This is a genomic window from Mordavella massiliensis (assembly GCF_016902415.1).
GTDB classification, from domain to species: domain Bacteria; phylum Bacillota; class Clostridia; order Lachnospirales; family Lachnospiraceae; genus Merdimonas; species Merdimonas faecigallinarum.
In genome coordinates this window covers 51,861-66,874 of sequence record NZ_JACJLV010000012.1, presented here as the reverse complement: position 1 = coordinate 66,874, position 15,014 = coordinate 51,861, and the positions used below count along the sequence as shown (strand labels likewise).

Here is a 15,014-nt window from a genome sequence, read left to right as displayed (position 1 = left end):
TTGTCATGTCTAATTTTGATGTCACCTGCTTCTCATCTTAGGAATCCTGCATTGCAGGATTCCTACCGCATTTTTAATCAGGATTGCGACCTTGTTTCGCAATTACCTATTTTAAATAATACAAAAACCTCCCAGAACAAATGTCCTGGGAGGCCATGCAGCGCCTTGCGGCGTCTGGATCGTATATTGTTGTATCCGATTAACGCTTGCTTAACGTTTGCGTAACCGAAAACACTGGAAAATCAAGGGGTTACACGGAAAGTTGTTGCAGATACGTTACAAACCCTGGGCGTCTTACCACGATTGATTACACCTCTTCTTTTATTAAGAAAAACGTTGTCATTACCGCTTCCTTTATAAGCGTTGTAATGTAATTTTTTCTATATTAAAACGCTTTTCTAACAAATCAATCATCTCATCTGATAATCTTCTTAATGTACCCAAAAAAGAATAGTAATCCACTCCATTATAACAAGTTTCAACAATACCATAAAACGGCTTTTCAACATTTTCTATAGAAATTACTCCCTGATTTTCAATCCCATAATGCATCATACAATTCCGAAACTTAGACTGGAATAAATTTTTTGCTGAACTAAGCATCTCTGCAAACCCTCCCAAATCAATACACAGATCAATATTATTGTCACAATAATTTTTTAACCGTTGAATTGCTCGATAAGTATAATATGTTACAATATATTCCACTCGAAAAACCCACATATTGCTATCATCAAATAACGGTCTCAAAATATGTTTCACAAAATTCATATTACAAACTAAATCAAGAAAAAACAAATTTAAGACCTGCGATGAATTATCAACGAACAACTCATCATTCTTATTTGTATTCAAGTCATAAAAATAATCTATTGATACCCCTGTATGCAATCTTTTTACCTCTGGTGGATCAATAACTTGCGAAAATCCATCTTTTATTGATGCCACAAATGACCCCATTTGCCGCCCCAATTCAAATTGCAATTTTCCTGTTTTCGGATTAAATATATCATCAATTCCTAAAAAATCAGCAAGCATCTGAGTGTTTCCTACAACATGATAATCTTCTGTCCAATAGGTACCAAGATTCAAATGGATATTCCAACTTTTCATAAAATCAAATCTTAATTGTGCTCTATACTGTTCATCTTGCTCGATATCTACCAATTCTATTCTTTTCTTTGATTTTCCAAAGCTTTCTCCGTATACTTTAATAAAATTACGTATATCTTTTACTTTATCCGCAGAAGTTCCCTCGATAAAGATTTCTCCCATATATTCTTGGCAAGATTGAATAAACAATGCATAATACGGGATAATCTCCATTGCAAATACAGGATCCCTTTCGGTCTTCATAAGAGAAAAAATAGATTCCACATCTTCTTGCATAATACGAACAGTAATCATCTTTTCCAAATTTTCCATCTTTTTATCTTTACATTACCTCGATACATCTCGAATTTCTGAGTTTATTTTTTCTGTTAATCCATAAAAATTTACTCATCAAGCATCAACTTTCCTGCCTTAGCTTTTGCTTTTAATCTGGCAAGTTGCTCTTTTTCAATTTGTTGAATACTTTTTTCCGGTGTGGGTAAATCTTCCGGCATAGTACCACCTATCTTTTCAATAGCGCCACGCACTTCCTTTCCTACCATATAATGAGTAGCCGTTGCAGCTTTGGCACCACTAATCTCATCGTTTCGTAACTTTTCTTCTGTCTGAGATATTCTAAACAGATTGGCAATAAGTTCTGTGCTTCCCATATAATCATGAATTTTCTGACTAATTTCGAGACTCTTTCTTTTATGTATATTATAATCATCACGGTGGCAAACAACATCATTCCTCTCATTTCTTCCCAAATAATCCAATAGGCTATTTTCACCACACCTTTTATATCGATTCCTTTTCTATAATATGTTTAATTGTTTCAAAAATAGGAAGAAAATTGGTGAAATCAAAATGATCAAATGGTGGTGCTTTCGACAAAACCAACGAGGCAAATTGAGACTTGGGCAATGCATAATTGATTCCATCATCATTATTGAGACAAGTCACACGTTCCTTGCTGGATCCCTCAATAATTGCAATACTATCCGGTCCACATTTATTTTTCTTTTCACAGAATCTATCAATAGCAACAGCTACACCACGGTTGTCAAACTCTCCGCCCATATAGAGACGCCTTACAATACCATCCTCCGAACCAGTGTATTCAGTTTTAATTTCTGCATCACTATACAAGTGTTCGATACAGATTGCCGGAGTATTTTCACGAGTTTTAGGTAGTGGAAGGATAAAGGAATAAACATTATTTCCCCATTCTTTAAATTCAGCCCCCTCTACAGATAAAGCATTATTTGTTTTCTGATCATCCCTGTCAGCAATACATATATATTTGGTTGTCTGAGGCAATTTTGCATAGTTTTCGCACAAGGCAACTAATTGACTGCAGCCCATATTAATTTTATAAGGTGAACTATTACTGGATTCTTTCTCCTCATACTCCAGAAAGTCAAAATTTAATCCATCAAATATCTCAGAATAATTAGAATCAGACTTCAATTTTTCATAAGCAGCTTTCATATGCTTCCAATCAGTAGACCCCTCAGTGATAACAAGCACTTTTTTCTGGCCGCTTGCTCGTTTAACAGCAGCAGCAACTTCCGACTGGTAGGATTGAGTAGCTTGCAGATATTCGAATGCTTTGTGGAATTCGGAGAAGCGTTCCACAGTGATTTTTGATGCTATGGGCATCTCATACACATCGAAACCATTTTCTCCAAAAGTCTCCACCATCCCCAGTAAAAACAGCGGAGCATGGGGTGTAATGATAAACTGCACCTTAGGAAATAATTGAATCAGACTGGGCAGAACTTCTTTTTGCAAATTTGTATGCAAATGAAGCTCTATTTCGTCAATAACAACTATTCCTGTAATCCTATCTAGATGAATACTCTGATTAATATCATTATTATCAGCATAACGAATGATTGTAGCAAATGTATTAAACATTGCAATTTGTCCTGTGGAAAGTGCGTCTAGAGACGGCGCAACGATGCTATCGTCATTTTCCCTCAAAATTCTAAACCGCGATCCTCTGGCGTTTCTAAAATTCAAACTAAAGTACACATTTATGCCGAGAATTCTGCTCATAATAGTTTCAAGATTTTTTCTTGCTGCACCCAGCAAAAGTAAATCATCCATTCTAACATGTACTATAGACAGGCCATTACTATTGGAAATATCTGCTCGAGAATCAGCAATTACATCCAATAACCATTGAAGATTTGTTTCCGTAACATTTTTAACATTTATTCGGTTCTCTAGACTATCCTTTATCCGTTCACTAATTTTTATATGTAGCGAGTCGGTATCTTGATAGTATTTTTCTCCCAACCACGCAGGTTTCTCATACCGATCAGGTCCAAAATAGCAAATAACATTTTCCCGGAAAATCTTTTCAGCTTTCGCTTTATCTACTGTTGTTCCTTTGAAATTATTTTCCTGTTTCCAAGAAAGCTTATCTAATAAAATTCCATCTAATTTTTCTTGAATATTTTCTTTTGTCAAGTCTCCACATTTACATAGATATACATCCTCTTGTCTTTTGTTCTGAAACTGAATACAGGAAAACATGCTCGTTTGTCCAACGTGGATATCCGCTGGACGAATTGATTTATAATATTGATGCCCATTGTCAATAGACTCCCATGCGTCTCCATAGGCTTGTCCTGCCATCTCATAGAATGCGTCAACAATGTTAGAAAGAATCGTGGACTTTCCCGTGCCATTTTCCCCCACTAAAAGTATAGGTTTGGGATTGCCATCCGCAGTAAAAGATGGCATAATATCCACTCGTTCGATTGGTCCCACATTTTCATAAACCAGTTTCTTTATATACAATTTATAACACCTTCTTATATTTATCTTACGCTCAGTTTTAATCACACATCCGATAATGACTATTTCTAAGAAAACTTTTATACCATAATCAGACACCGTTGCAATTGTCACCTGATTTTTGTACGGGATATATAAAAGCTAATGCTTTCTCAAAGAAATAAATCAAAGGTTAAATTATCTGATTTCTCAAAACATCTTTAAAACATCATTCAATACATCTTTTTGATGTTTTGGAATTTTTGCATCTATATTCTTTGAATGGAATGATTAATTATCTTCTTCCTCAAAAATATTACTCAATGTTTCTTCCATTGCATGTTTCCAAAGCATATTTCTTTGCCATGGATTCACCTTCTGCTTTAGAACTCGCTTTATTCTTTGGTTTTTTTCTTGGTTTACCGTTTTTCCCAACAGCATAAAAAAGTTCTAAATATTCTGCTGCTCCGATGGTCATAATATATCCTGCCATTATTTCCGCCCCTCCCTACTACACTTTTCATAATATTATCATTGTATCAAATCTTATAGATTCCTTCAATTCCTAGCTTTACTAACCTTTACTCTTAAATAATTTGACATTCTCTCCTCTCTTTGCTAATATAAATATAGAAATAGGCACTACCGATAAGCGGTTAGTCCAAAAATGAATTAGTTACAAAAAAGTAACCGCACACTTTGGCTGAGGGGCGGTTACTTTTTTGTGTGATCTATATACGCTATCAAGATTGTAACGACAATACCAAGTATCATCAAAACGATGGAGAGCATTTCGAAATCACTCATAAGTTCGCCCTCCTTTCCAAGATTTCTCTTTGCAGAGATTTCTATGTAATCAGAGGGTTCAGTCCCTCTGTCGAAGGACTAACCGCCTACCGTTCTCTGGCAGTGCCTGATTTGATTTTATCAGAACATCCGTTCTATTTCAACTGCTATTTTTTTTACAGACAATCTCTGTCATATCCCCGTTTCTTTGTTCGCTGCCTCTTTTCCATCTCCCTTTTCCTTTTATCCAGCTGTTCCAGTACACTTTGCCGCTCTGCCCTCTGTTCCGGCTTATTACTTCGGATCACCAGATACTGTTTTTCCGGAACACTTTTCTGATCCCATTCTTTCTGCCTGTTGCGGATTTCTTCCAGTTCCTTTGTTGCAGCTGTATATGCTTTTTTCACTGCCAGCGCATTTTCATATCCATGCAGTCCAGGTATTCCGGCGAGTGTAGCCTTCGCTTTTTTCAGTTCCTGCTGTTTTCCGGCAATCTTCTGATCCAGCTCCTTCTTTTCTTTTCCGTGAAACCATTTCCCGTCAATATTCTGCCGTTCTTTCTCCAGCCGGATCAGAACTTTCTCGACAGCATAGATCCTCTGCTCTGCTTTCTTCATCTTCTGCAGAATGTTATCCAGCCTCATTACTTCTGCTTCCTGCGCTGCTGAAGATGGTCTTTTCCCTTTTGCAATCTCCGGCAGCGGCGTCGGCGTCACATCAAATTTCAGGTCACGGTGAAATATTGGCTGTCCATTCTCGTCATATTCTGCATTCCGGAGTTCTTTGATATATTGGATAAAGCCTCGCAACTTTCCAATCGCCTTTTGCAGGATTGTCCGGAAAATCTCCGGTTTCCACCCTGACCTTCGGATGAATTCTGCCGCCGGATCTGTGATCTCTTTTTTCTTTGCAAAGCGCAGTTCCTCTTCGGTCACACCTTCCACTATCGCCCGGTCTACCATGTTGTTCCACTCCTGCCGGAGAAAATTATCGATCCGTATCTCCTCTGCTTTTGGATTATTTTTCCCGATCTTTCTGGTGGGAAGATACGGACTGTTCTTATCAAACACCTTCAGTTTCTCCGCCGGATCCTGCACCAGTTCATTGATCAGATCCGTATAGAAATATTTCATATCCTCTGTACGGATCCTGATTGACGCCATAAACAGGACTCTTGAGTAAAGATATTTTTGTTGCAAACGTGTTACAAACGCGCTGCTAATCCGATGATTTTCACCCGGTTTTCCCCCGTTCCACCGCGTTTCCAGGGCGAAAAGAAAAACCCCGGAAACGTGATGTTTCCAGGGTTTGCCTGCAATTTCAATAACTGTTCGGTTATCTCTTGGGTAATCCCGATTAACGCTTGCTGAACTGCGGAGCTCTACGGGCTGCTTTGAGACCGTACTTCTTACGCTCTTTCATTCTCGGATCACGTGTCAGGAATCCTGCTTTCTTAAGCACCGGCCTGTAATCAGCGTCTGCCTCAAGCAGCGCTCTTGCGATACCATGACGGATCGCTCCGGCCTGTCCTGTGTAACCGCCACCTTTTACGTTAACGATCACATCAAATTTGCCCTCTGTCTCTGTAGCTACCAGAGGCTGACGAACAACAACCTTTAATGTCTCCAGTCCGAGATACTCATCGATATCTCTCTTATTTATTGTAATCTTACCGGTTCCCGGTACTAAATATACTCTTGCTACTGATTTTTTTCTTCTGCCTGTTCCGTAAAATCTTGCGTTAGCCACTGTAATATCCTCCTTTCAAACCTTTCCTTAAAACTTAAGCTCTACCGGCTTCTGAGCCTGCTGCTCATGATCCGGACCAGCATATACGTGAAGCTTCTTGATCATAGCTCTTCCCAAAGGTCCCTTCGGAAGCATTCCCTTTACAGCAAGTTCGATCACTCTCTCCGGCTTCTTGGCCATCATCTCTGCCAGTGTAGTCTCTTTCATTCCTCCTACATAGTCAGAGTGACGATAGTAGATCTTCTGATTCATCTTCTTGCCTGTTACAGCAACTTTCTCTGCATTTACAACGATCACATAATCACCTGTATCAATGTGCGGTGTAAATTCCGGTTTGTTCTTTCCTCTTAATACCTTAGCCACTTCAGATGCCAGGCGTCCTAATGTATATCCCGAAGCGTCAACTACATACCATTTTCTTTCAATCTTATCTGGATTTGCCATATAAGTTTTCATTGGGTTCCCTCCTGTAAATATAAACATTTCACTTGGTCATTTTATTGAAATCAGCAAGACTCCGGGGCTTTGGTTTCTCACTGTTTCTCCTTTTGTCATACTGCATTATTATATTATACGCATCCTGGCGTGTCAACCGTTTTTATGGAAATTTCTACGGTTTTTTCGGATTTGCTGTCTGTATTTCTCACCCGGATTATGTTATACTTTTTTCTGCATGGTTTTGTACTTTTACAAGACCGCAGACTCTATGATAACACATCCTGGGGGAATTACCAATGAAAAAACATATCGATCTTCTTCACGGCCCGGTTTTATCTTCTCTGACCCGGCTTGCGGTTCCGATCATGGCCACCTCGCTGATCCAGATGGCGTACAACCTGACGGACATGATCTGGATCGGAAGACTGGGAAGCAACGCGGTAGCCGCAGTGGGCGCGGCCGGCATGTACATGTGGCTCTCCAACGGGCTTGCAGTGCTTTCCAAAATGGGCGGGCAGGTCAATACCGGTCATTCTCTGGGCGCAGGCGATCCAAAAGAAGCTGCCGGATATGCCACCGGAGCTCTCCAGCTCGCCGCATTTACCGGTCTCCTTTTTGGACTGATCTGCATCCTTTTTTCCGTTCCGCTGATCGATTTCTTCAAATTAAATAGTCCGCAGGTCATCGCAGATGCACGGATCTATCTTCAGATCACCTGTGGTCTGGTCTTCTTTTCTTTTTTAAACCAGACATTTACCGGACTGTTCACAGCCATTGGCAACAGCCGGGCGGCTTTCCTTGCCACTACAAGCGGACTGGTGATCAACTTTTTCATGGATCCGGTTCTGATCTTTGGTATCGGTCCGTTTCCGGAACTAAAAGTCATGGGCGCCGCCATTGCCACCGTATTTGCCCAGATGATCGTCACCTGCATGTTTCTGATTTTCGCTATGCAGGATGACCTTTTGTTCTGTCATGTACGGTTCTTTTCCAGGCCAAAATTCGATGCTGTCAGATCCATCGTCCGGATCGGCGTGCCGTCCTGCCTGCAAAATATGCTGTTTACCGGCATTTCCATGATCATTGCCCGCATGGTAGCAGGATATGGAGACGCCGCCGTGGCTGTCCAGAAAGTAGGCTCCCAGATCGAATCCATTTCCTGGATGACCGCCGATGGATTCGCTGCAGCCGTCAATTCCTTTATCGCCCAGAATCACGGGGCAGGCAATCCCGGACGGATCCGCAAAGGTTACCGCAGCGCCATGATCATTGTGCTGCTCTGGGGTCTGTTCTGCACCTTCCTTTTGATCGTATGCCCGGCGCCTATTTTCCGTGTCTTTATCACCGAGGCAGACGTTCTGCCCATGGGCGTGGACTATCTGGTGATTCTTGGCGTCTCTCAGCTATTTATGAGTGTAGAGATCACGACTGCCGGGGCTTTCGCCGGTTTTGGAAAAACCGTGCCGCCATCTGTTGTAAGCATCGTGTTTACCGCCATCCGCATTCCGCTGGCGCTGGTGCTGGTACAGACGGCTCTCGGACTAAACGGGATCTGGTGGAGCATCACCATTTCCAGCATTTTCAAAGGAATCATTCTGCTGTGCTGGTTTTTGATCTTTCTCAAGAAAGAATTACCGGGACAACAGAAAACTTTTTGACCCGGATCCTTTTCTATATTAAAATGAAAAAAATGGAAAATAAAATGGAAAGAGAGGCTTTCATTCATGTGGGCTTTTAATAGTATTTTTTATCAGATTTATCCTATCGGCTTCTGTGGCGCCCCGGTTCACAACGATGGGGTTTGCGAGCCGCGGATCCGCAAGCTTATGGACTGGAGCGGATATCTGGAGAACCTTGGCATCGATTCCATCCTTCTGAATCCGGTATTTGAATCCGACAACCACGGATATGACACCAGAGATTTCAAAAAAATCGACTGCCGTCTGGGTACGAACGAGGATTTCGCCCAGGTCTGCCAGGATCTTCACAGCCACCATGTCAAAATCGTACTCGACGGAGTTTTTAACCATGTAGGCCGGGGATTCTGGGCATTTCAGGATGTACTGGAAAAGAAATGGGACTCCCCATACAAAGACTGGTTCTGGATCAACTTTGACGGAAACAACGGCTACAACGACGGCTTCTGGTACGAGGGCTGGGAAGGCCATTTTGAACTGGTAAAACTGAACCTGAAAAATCCGGCGGTTGTAGACTATCTTCTGGAGTGTGTAAAATTCTGGGTGGATACCTTTGACATTGACGGATTGCGGCTGGATGTGGCCTACAGTCTGGAACCGGAATTTATGCGCCGCCTGCGTTCCTTTACCATGCAGCTGAAGCCTGACTTTGCCCTGATCGGAGAAGTGCTGTTTGGCGACTACAACCGGATTGTCAACGATGAGATGCTCCACAGCTGCACAAATTATGAGTGCTATAAGGGAATCTATTCCAGCTTCAATTCCATGAATATGTTTGAGATCGCACATTCCCTGCAGCGCCAGTACGGCTCCGAGCCCTGGTGTCTCTATCGCGGCAAGCATCTGATGAACTTTGTGGACAACCATGACGTAACGAGAATTGCCAGCATTCTGACGAACAAAAAGCACCTGCCGCTGACTTACGGGCTTCTGATGGCCATGCCGGGCATTCCCTGCATTTACTACGGAAGCGAGTGGGGCGAACCCGGGGAAAAAGCTCCCGGAAATGATTACGCTCTCCGCCCCTGTTTCGAAGAACCGAAGCCCAGCGATTTGACAGATCTCATCAAAAAACTGATCCGCATCCGCCAGAACAGCGACGCCTTGTGCAACGGTTCCTACCGGAATGTCGTGCTGACCAACCACCAGCTTATCTTTGAACGCGTAACAGAAAACGAAAAAGTATTTGCAGCCATTAATGCTTCTGATGCCGCCTATACCGCCTGCCACGGTGACTTGAGCGGCACAGCCGCTGAGCTGATAAGCGGAGAAACACTGACACTGAACGGCACACTGGAAATGCCGGCATACAGTATACAATATTTACAATTCTAAATGGGGACGGGGGATTTTTGAAAATCCCCCGTCCCCATTTAACATTTAAACCTATTTTATCCACACTTTCACAATTTCTGCAATGTACATTGTGTGATAATCTTTAGTTGGATACCATTTTGTATCGCATTCTGTATCGATAAAACATTCCGGAAGCATCTCCTGTGCATACAGTTTCCGGCACTCGAAGACCATTTCCGCCTCTTCCACTGCCGCCACTTCATCCGGCGTTCCCTCATTCAGATAGCAGGGATGCAGCCCGGCTTCTTTCCATTTGTCTTCCACATCTCTTCCGGACACGGAACCGCAGATATTTAATGCTTTCCTCTGTTCTTCCGGCAGGAAGGAAAGGGTAAAATACTCGTTGTCGTCTACAAATTCTTTTGTATACCTCTGGGGCCGGATATAAGCGGTTGCCACCGGTTTCCCCCACATGATGCCAACCCCGCCCCAGCTTGCTGTCATGGTGTTGGAACCGTTTCTGTCTCCTGCGGTGATCAGCATCCACTGCTTGCTGATCTTGTCAAAGGGGTTAAATGATAAGGTGTGAATGTCTGTTTCATGAAATGTCATTGTTATCTCCTCCTGTTCTTTTCTGACATATTTTAACTGATGTGTTTTTATCACATTTCTTCCTCTCCATAGACGCTGATCTCTGCGATACAGGTATCGTCCCAGTCCGGATTGCTGCCATGATAAACCGAAACAATCTCAAATTTTATTTCTGAGGTATTGCAGTCCCCGTCAACTGCGATCCACTGTTCTTGTTTCAAATCTGCAAATGAGAGTTCCGCACTCTGCCCGCCCATGGTAATCTTCAGTGTTTCCGGGCGGTTATTCTGCGCGTAATAATCATCCGATCTCCAGTTTCCAAGCTTCAGCGCAATGTATTTGACTTCATATTCCTGATCAAAATACAGGGAAATCCCCTCTCCGATGCCATCTCCGGACACACCCTCCTGCCAGGATGTCTCGTCTTTTCCATCCAGAACCATGTCTGCGCTGTTATCATATCCCTGCTGATCGATCACAGAAGTGGCCATGGCCTGTGCCACAGAAAGTTCACGGGCAGATCCGGTAGACGCCGGCGCCGCCACATTGGTGATCTGCCATCCTTCTTCCCTGGACTCTTCATCCTGTACCTCGCCTTCTATTTCGCCGGCAGCCTCTTCCTCCGCTTCCCCGGTGTCTGGCTGCTGCTCCTCCTGACGCACTTCTTCCTTATCGTCAGAAAGGAAATCATAGGCAAAATATCCGATCACGGCTGCTGCCAGAATGACAAACACGATCACAAGCGCGATGATCAAAGGGGTTTTCGACTTTTTTTCCGGCAGCCGGGCGCCGCAGTTCCCGCAAAACCGGGAATCCTTTTCATTTTCAAATCCACAGTTAGGACAAATCATAGATATCCTCTCCTTTTTCATCTTCTTTGGCTTCTGCCGCCTGCCGCCTAAAAGAGCATGGACGGATCCAGATACCATTTTCCATCCAGTCTGATCACTGTAAGCGTCGTATCATCGGCAATTTCCTCTACTTCTTCTCCGTCCACAAAAATCTCCGCAGAAAATTCAACTTCCTTTGCAGCTTCGATTTCGCCCAGAAATCCAAAATATCCGCTCTCCAGATTCTGGATCTCAAAATCTGTCAGATCTCTGGCGTCTCCAATCTCATAGTCTATTTTGATTTTTCCTTCATATCCTTCCAGCACTGTTCCAAGGCTCGCTTCCAGCATTTCCTCCATCGCGTCCTCGTCCAGGCCGGTCATTGTCCGGGCTACTGTCAGATACTGCTCCGGGATCAGATCCATTGCCGCCTCGCCGTCCTGTTCCTCAATCACCTTCACCATATTTTTAATCGGCGTTTTATAGGTGTTCCGGAAAAACAAAAGCCAGACTGCCAGGACGGAGCAAATCGCCAGAAAAACGATTACTGCGACGATCACCGCGATCACTGCCGGGGAAGTCTTTTTTCTGACTGCCGCACCGGGATATCCTGGCCCCGGGGCTCCGAATCCTGCCTGTGGGTTTCCTCCGGGTTTTTCTCCGAGGTTTTCTCCGGGCTCTACCCCCGGCTCTGCCTGCGGGCCTTCCGAAGCCTCAAACCCGTTCCCGTCCACCGGCGCGCCGCATCTGGGGCAAAACTTTCCGCCTTCTATCAATTCTTGTCCACAATGAGTACAATACATCCTGGTTCTCTCCTTTATATGCTATTTATCAATCCACCCTGGTTCCGCAGGCTGTGCAAAAATGCATCTCCGGCGGAAGGATCTTTCCGCAGCCGGGACACCGCTTCGGAACATTCGCAGCTTCCGGCTGGGCCTGTCCGCCGCCTGCCTGCTGCCCAGGCTGCCCCAGGCGTGTCCCGCACATGATACAGAAATCCTGATCGTCATTTACCGGCGCGCCGCAATGAGGGCAGACATTTCCAGGCTTCGGTGTATCGCTTTCCAGGTGCATCTCTGTCACCGCATCATCTTCCACCAGCCGGATCCCGCAGTTCACACAAAACACCTGGTCCGGTTCTACAGGCGCGCCGCAGCCGGGGCACACGCTTCCCTGATACTCCGTATCTTCACCTGGCATCTCCTGATCCAGTCTGGCGATTTTTTCAAGGATCTCCGCTTCTTCTGCTGTCACATTGCCGCTTTCTTTACATTTTTTATAATAAATTTCTCCTAATCTGGCCATCAGATCTTTCTTTTCCGACTCCAAAGGGGTCATACTTTCTAATCCTTCCATCCTTCGCACCTCCCGAAAAAATCTAGTTATTTTATTTTAGCATATTTTCCCGAAAAGGACGCATAATTTTTCTAATTTTAACAAACGGTAAAAGAAATGCCCCGCGACATATTCTGTCATGGGGCATCTCCGTTTCTTTATCTGATGAATGCTAACATTTCTGCTTATTTCATCACGATCTTCCGAAAACTTTTCTTTCCTTTTTTCAGGACCGCGCCTTCGCCGCCAAAGTCTTCTCCTGCAAACTGCGCGTGGATATCTGTCACCTTCTCGCCGTCCATGGCAACGCCGCCCTGCTGTACCGCACGCCTTGCTTCGGATTTGGACGGAACCAGCCCGGCCTTCACAAGAAGTGTCAGAATGTCAATATTTCCATTCTCAAGATCCGCTTCCGTAAGCTCTGTGGTCGGCATTTCGGCCGCAGCTCCCTGGCTGAATAAGGCTCTGGCAGACTCCTGGGCCTTTTTCGCTTCCTCTTCGCCGTGTACCAGCTTGGTCAGTTCAAATGCAAGGATTTCCTTTGCCGTGTTAAGCTGCGCGCCTTCCCAGGAATCCATCTTGTTGATCTCTTCCAGCGGAAGGAAGGTCAGCATACGGATACATTTCAGGACGTCTGCATCCGCCACATTTCTCCAGTACTGGTAGAACTCGAAAGGAGAAGTCTTCTCCGGATCCAGCCACACAGCGCCGCTCTGGGTCTTGCCCATCTTCTTGCCTTCAGAATTCAAGAGCAGTGTAATGGTCATGGCGCAGGCATTTTTGCCGAGTTTCCGGCGGATCAGTTCTGTGCCGCCCAGCATGTTGCTCCACTGGTCGTCCCCGCCAAACTGCAGGTTACAGCCGTATTTCTGGTACAGCATGTAAAAATCAAAACTCTGCATGATCATGTAGTTAAATTCCAGGAAACTTAAGCCACGTTCCATCCGCTGCTTGTAGCATTCTGCGGCCAGCATGCGGTTAACGCTGAAGTGCGGTCCCACTTCCCGCAGAAAATCGATGTAGTTCAGATCCAGCAGCCAGTCGGCATTATTTACCATCAGCGCTTTGTCATCGGAAAAATCAATAAACCGGCTCATCTGTTTTTTGAAGCAGTCGCAGTTGTGCTGGATCTGCTCCGGCGTCATCATGGAACGCATATCCGTTCTTCCGGACGGATCCCCAATATAACCGGTGCCGCCACCGATCAGGGCGATCGGCTTATTGCCGGCCTCCTGCAGCCTCTTCATCAGACACAGCGCCATGAAATGTCCTACATGGAGACTGTCCGCCGTCGGGTCAAATCCGATGTAAAAAGTAGCCTTTCCATTGTTGATCAGCTCGCGGATCTCTTCCTCGTCCGTCACCTGGGCGATCAGCCCTCTTGCCTGTAATTCTTCATAAATTCCCATGTTCTTCTCTCCTTTTTATTTCTGAATTTATTTTCATTTTTTACTTCTGAAATATGAGAAACCCACATTCCGTCGGATGATCTAGCACATAGCCCGTCCGGTAGCGGCGGGCGTACCATGCGATCAGCAGGTCGCCCCCTGCGCCCAGCACATTCAGAAGGCTGAGCCACAGCAGGACATTACTTCCGGTCAGAAAAGCCGCCAGGTAAATGCCAAGTCCCAGAAGGGTCCCTGGTAGCAGACAGCCAATCAGATATTTCCCCGGCTCCAGAGGCTCCTTGCAGTGGCAATACGGAGTCAGGCTCGACCACATCATGCCGATATATATGCTCTTCCATTTTTTCTTTGTTCCCAGGCACCAGCCCACACCATGCAGCACTTCGTGGATGTAGGCCGTCACCAGAAACAGCGCCAGTACCAGCACATAGTTAAGATCTTTTGTCCAGATCGGTCCCCGGTCCGCCAAAATCCAAAGCAGGATCAAAATCAGCGCGATAGGAAAAGATGTCACAAACACCATAATATTTGCTTTTGCCACAGAAAACACTTCCGAAGATTCCCGGTATCCTTTTCGCACAAACTCCGCCTTCTGCTTTTCGTAGTTGTCAATGAGCATCTGCTTCGTTTTGCTCGTTTTTCTTTCCTTCGCCATGATCTCCCTCCTTTTTCCCGGAACACTGCGCCGCCACAGCGTGATCCTCGCAGAGCATTTTTTATTTCACAGAAAAACAATTCCCTGTGAAATAAAAAAACCCTTACTGCTTTCACAGTAAGGGCGAATCTACATTTCCGCGGTACCACCTTGCTTCACCGAAACCTTGCGACATCGGCCTCATCCGGCTGCTCCCGTATCCAATCCATGCATCTGATCTTCATATCTGATCTCCATACCTGACCCACGTTCACAGCCTGGCACTTTAACGCGTGCCACTCCGTCACAGCCTACTCCCCCTCCCTAATATGGGACGGTGTTCGGTGTGAGGCTCCAGGACGTATTCATA

Annotated in this window: 15 protein-coding genes; 2 read left to right on the top strand and 13 right to left on the bottom strand. The window is 44.7% G+C overall.

Translation table 11 applies throughout. The features are described from left to right. Window positions 1–354: 354 nt before the first annotated feature. The 7 genes from H6A13_RS05445 to rplM form a co-directional block, all read right to left on the bottom strand. On the bottom strand, window positions 355–1,425 hold the full coding sequence (locus tag H6A13_RS05445; RefSeq protein ID WP_204908597.1) for a hypothetical protein: 1,071 nt from the start codon (window positions 1,423–1,425) through the stop codon (window positions 355–357). Between the two features lie 71 nt (window positions 1,426–1,496). After that, window positions 1,497–1,871, bottom strand: coding sequence for a DNA-damage-inducible protein D (locus H6A13_RS05440; protein ID WP_243424733.1), 375 nt, complete (start codon window positions 1,869–1,871; stop codon window positions 1,497–1,499). 22 nt (window positions 1,872–1,893) lie between these two features. Next, window positions 1,894–3,906: an AAA family ATPase gene (locus tag H6A13_RS05435; protein WP_204908596.1), complete on the bottom strand. Its 2,013-nt coding sequence runs from the start codon at window positions 3,904–3,906 to the stop codon at window positions 1,894–1,896. A 292-nt stretch (window positions 3,907–4,198) separates the two neighbouring features. Then, window positions 4,199–4,375, bottom strand: a complete 177-nt coding sequence (locus H6A13_RS05430) for a hypothetical protein (RefSeq protein ID WP_204908595.1) — start codon at window positions 4,373–4,375, stop codon at window positions 4,199–4,201. Between the two features lie 469 nt (window positions 4,376–4,844). Continuing rightward, entirely contained in the window at window positions 4,845–5,831 is a 987-nt protein-coding gene (locus H6A13_RS05425; protein ID WP_204908594.1) for a hypothetical protein, read from the bottom strand. A gap of 193 nt (window positions 5,832–6,024) precedes the next feature. Then, complete coding sequence (gene rpsI, locus H6A13_RS05420; protein WP_204908593.1) at window positions 6,025–6,417, bottom strand: 30S ribosomal protein S9; 393 nt, start codon at window positions 6,415–6,417, stop codon at window positions 6,025–6,027. A 27-nt stretch (window positions 6,418–6,444) separates the two neighbouring features. Then, window positions 6,445–6,873, bottom strand: a complete 429-nt coding sequence (gene rplM / locus H6A13_RS05415) for a 50S ribosomal protein L13 (RefSeq protein WP_204908592.1) — start codon at window positions 6,871–6,873, stop codon at window positions 6,445–6,447. Between the two features lie 278 nt (window positions 6,874–7,151). Here rplM and H6A13_RS05410 point away from each other — a divergent pair, with 278 nt between their 5' ends. Further along, window positions 7,152–8,513: an MATE family efflux transporter gene (locus H6A13_RS05410; RefSeq protein ID WP_204908591.1), complete on the top strand. Its 1,362-nt coding sequence runs from the start codon at window positions 7,152–7,154 to the stop codon at window positions 8,511–8,513. Between the two features lie 66 nt (window positions 8,514–8,579). Next, window positions 8,580–9,887: an alpha-amylase family glycosyl hydrolase gene (locus H6A13_RS05405; RefSeq protein ID WP_204908590.1), complete on the top strand. Its 1,308-nt coding sequence runs from the start codon at window positions 8,580–8,582 to the stop codon at window positions 9,885–9,887. A gap of 51 nt (window positions 9,888–9,938) precedes the next feature. On the opposite strand, the gene H6A13_RS05400 is transcribed toward H6A13_RS05405, so the two are convergent. The 6 genes from H6A13_RS05400 to H6A13_RS05375 all read right to left on the bottom strand — a co-directional run bounded on the left by H6A13_RS05400 (window position 9,939) and on the right by H6A13_RS05375 (window position 14,665). Next, the gene (locus H6A13_RS05400) at window positions 9,939–10,460 is read right to left on the bottom strand and encodes a flavin reductase family protein (protein WP_204908589.1); all 522 of its coding nucleotides are present in this window, start codon (window positions 10,458–10,460) and stop codon (window positions 9,939–9,941) included. Between the two features lie 50 nt (window positions 10,461–10,510). Next, on the bottom strand, window positions 10,511–11,290 hold the full coding sequence (locus tag H6A13_RS05395) for a zinc ribbon domain-containing protein (protein ID WP_204908588.1): 780 nt from the start codon (window positions 11,288–11,290) through the stop codon (window positions 10,511–10,513). A gap of 47 nt (window positions 11,291–11,337) precedes the next feature. Continuing rightward, a complete protein-coding gene (locus H6A13_RS05390; RefSeq protein ID WP_204908587.1) occupies window positions 11,338–12,072 on the bottom strand; it encodes a zinc-ribbon domain-containing protein in 735 nt (244 codons plus the stop codon). Between the two features lie 28 nt (window positions 12,073–12,100). Further along, window positions 12,101–12,625, bottom strand: a complete 525-nt coding sequence (locus H6A13_RS05385) for a zinc ribbon domain-containing protein (RefSeq protein WP_204908586.1) — start codon at window positions 12,623–12,625, stop codon at window positions 12,101–12,103. A gap of 164 nt (window positions 12,626–12,789) precedes the next feature. Continuing rightward, complete coding sequence (gene tyrS, locus H6A13_RS05380; RefSeq protein ID WP_204908585.1) at window positions 12,790–14,013, bottom strand: tyrosine--tRNA ligase; 1,224 nt, start codon at window positions 14,011–14,013, stop codon at window positions 12,790–12,792. A gap of 40 nt (window positions 14,014–14,053) precedes the next feature. Next, window positions 14,054–14,665 carry a DUF3267 domain-containing protein gene (locus H6A13_RS05375; protein WP_204908584.1) on the bottom strand — a complete coding sequence of 204 codons (612 nt, stop codon included), beginning with the start codon at window positions 14,663–14,665 and terminating at the stop codon, window positions 14,054–14,056. Window positions 14,666–15,014 lie beyond the last annotated feature (349 nt).

Coding starts and splice junctions, on each gene's coding strand:
- H6A13_RS05375 (WP_204908584.1), bottom strand. CDS start 14,665: ATGGCGAAGGAAAGAAAAACGAGCAAAACGAAGCAGATGCTCATTGAC.
- H6A13_RS05400 (WP_204908589.1), bottom strand. CDS start 10,460: ATGACATTTCATGAAACAGACATTCACACCTTATCATTTAACCCCTTT.
- H6A13_RS05430 (WP_204908595.1), bottom strand. CDS start 4,375: ATGGCAGGATATATTATGACCATCGGAGCAGCAGAATATTTAGAACTT.
- H6A13_RS05385 (WP_204908586.1), bottom strand. CDS start 12,625: ATGGAAGGATTAGAAAGTATGACCCCTTTGGAGTCGGAAAAGAAAGAT.
- H6A13_RS05410 (WP_204908591.1), top strand. CDS start 7,152: ATGAAAAAACATATCGATCTTCTTCACGGCCCGGTTTTATCTTCTCTG.
- rplM (WP_204908592.1), bottom strand. CDS start 6,873: ATGAAAACTTATATGGCAAATCCAGATAAGATTGAAAGAAAATGGTAT.
- H6A13_RS05425 (WP_204908594.1), bottom strand. CDS start 5,831: ATGGCGTCAATCAGGATCCGTACAGAGGATATGAAATATTTCTATACG.
- H6A13_RS05390 (WP_204908587.1), bottom strand. CDS start 12,072: ATGTATTGTACTCATTGTGGACAAGAATTGATAGAAGGCGGAAAGTTT.
- H6A13_RS05395 (WP_204908588.1), bottom strand. CDS start 11,290: ATGATTTGTCCTAACTGTGGATTTGAAAATGAAAAGGATTCCCGGTTT.
- H6A13_RS05445 (WP_204908597.1), bottom strand. CDS start 1,425: ATGGAAAATTTGGAAAAGATGATTACTGTTCGTATTATGCAAGAAGAT.
- tyrS (WP_204908585.1), bottom strand. CDS start 14,013: ATGGGAATTTATGAAGAATTACAGGCAAGAGGGCTGATCGCCCAGGTG.
- H6A13_RS05405 (WP_204908590.1), top strand. CDS start 8,580: ATGTGGGCTTTTAATAGTATTTTTTATCAGATTTATCCTATCGGCTTC.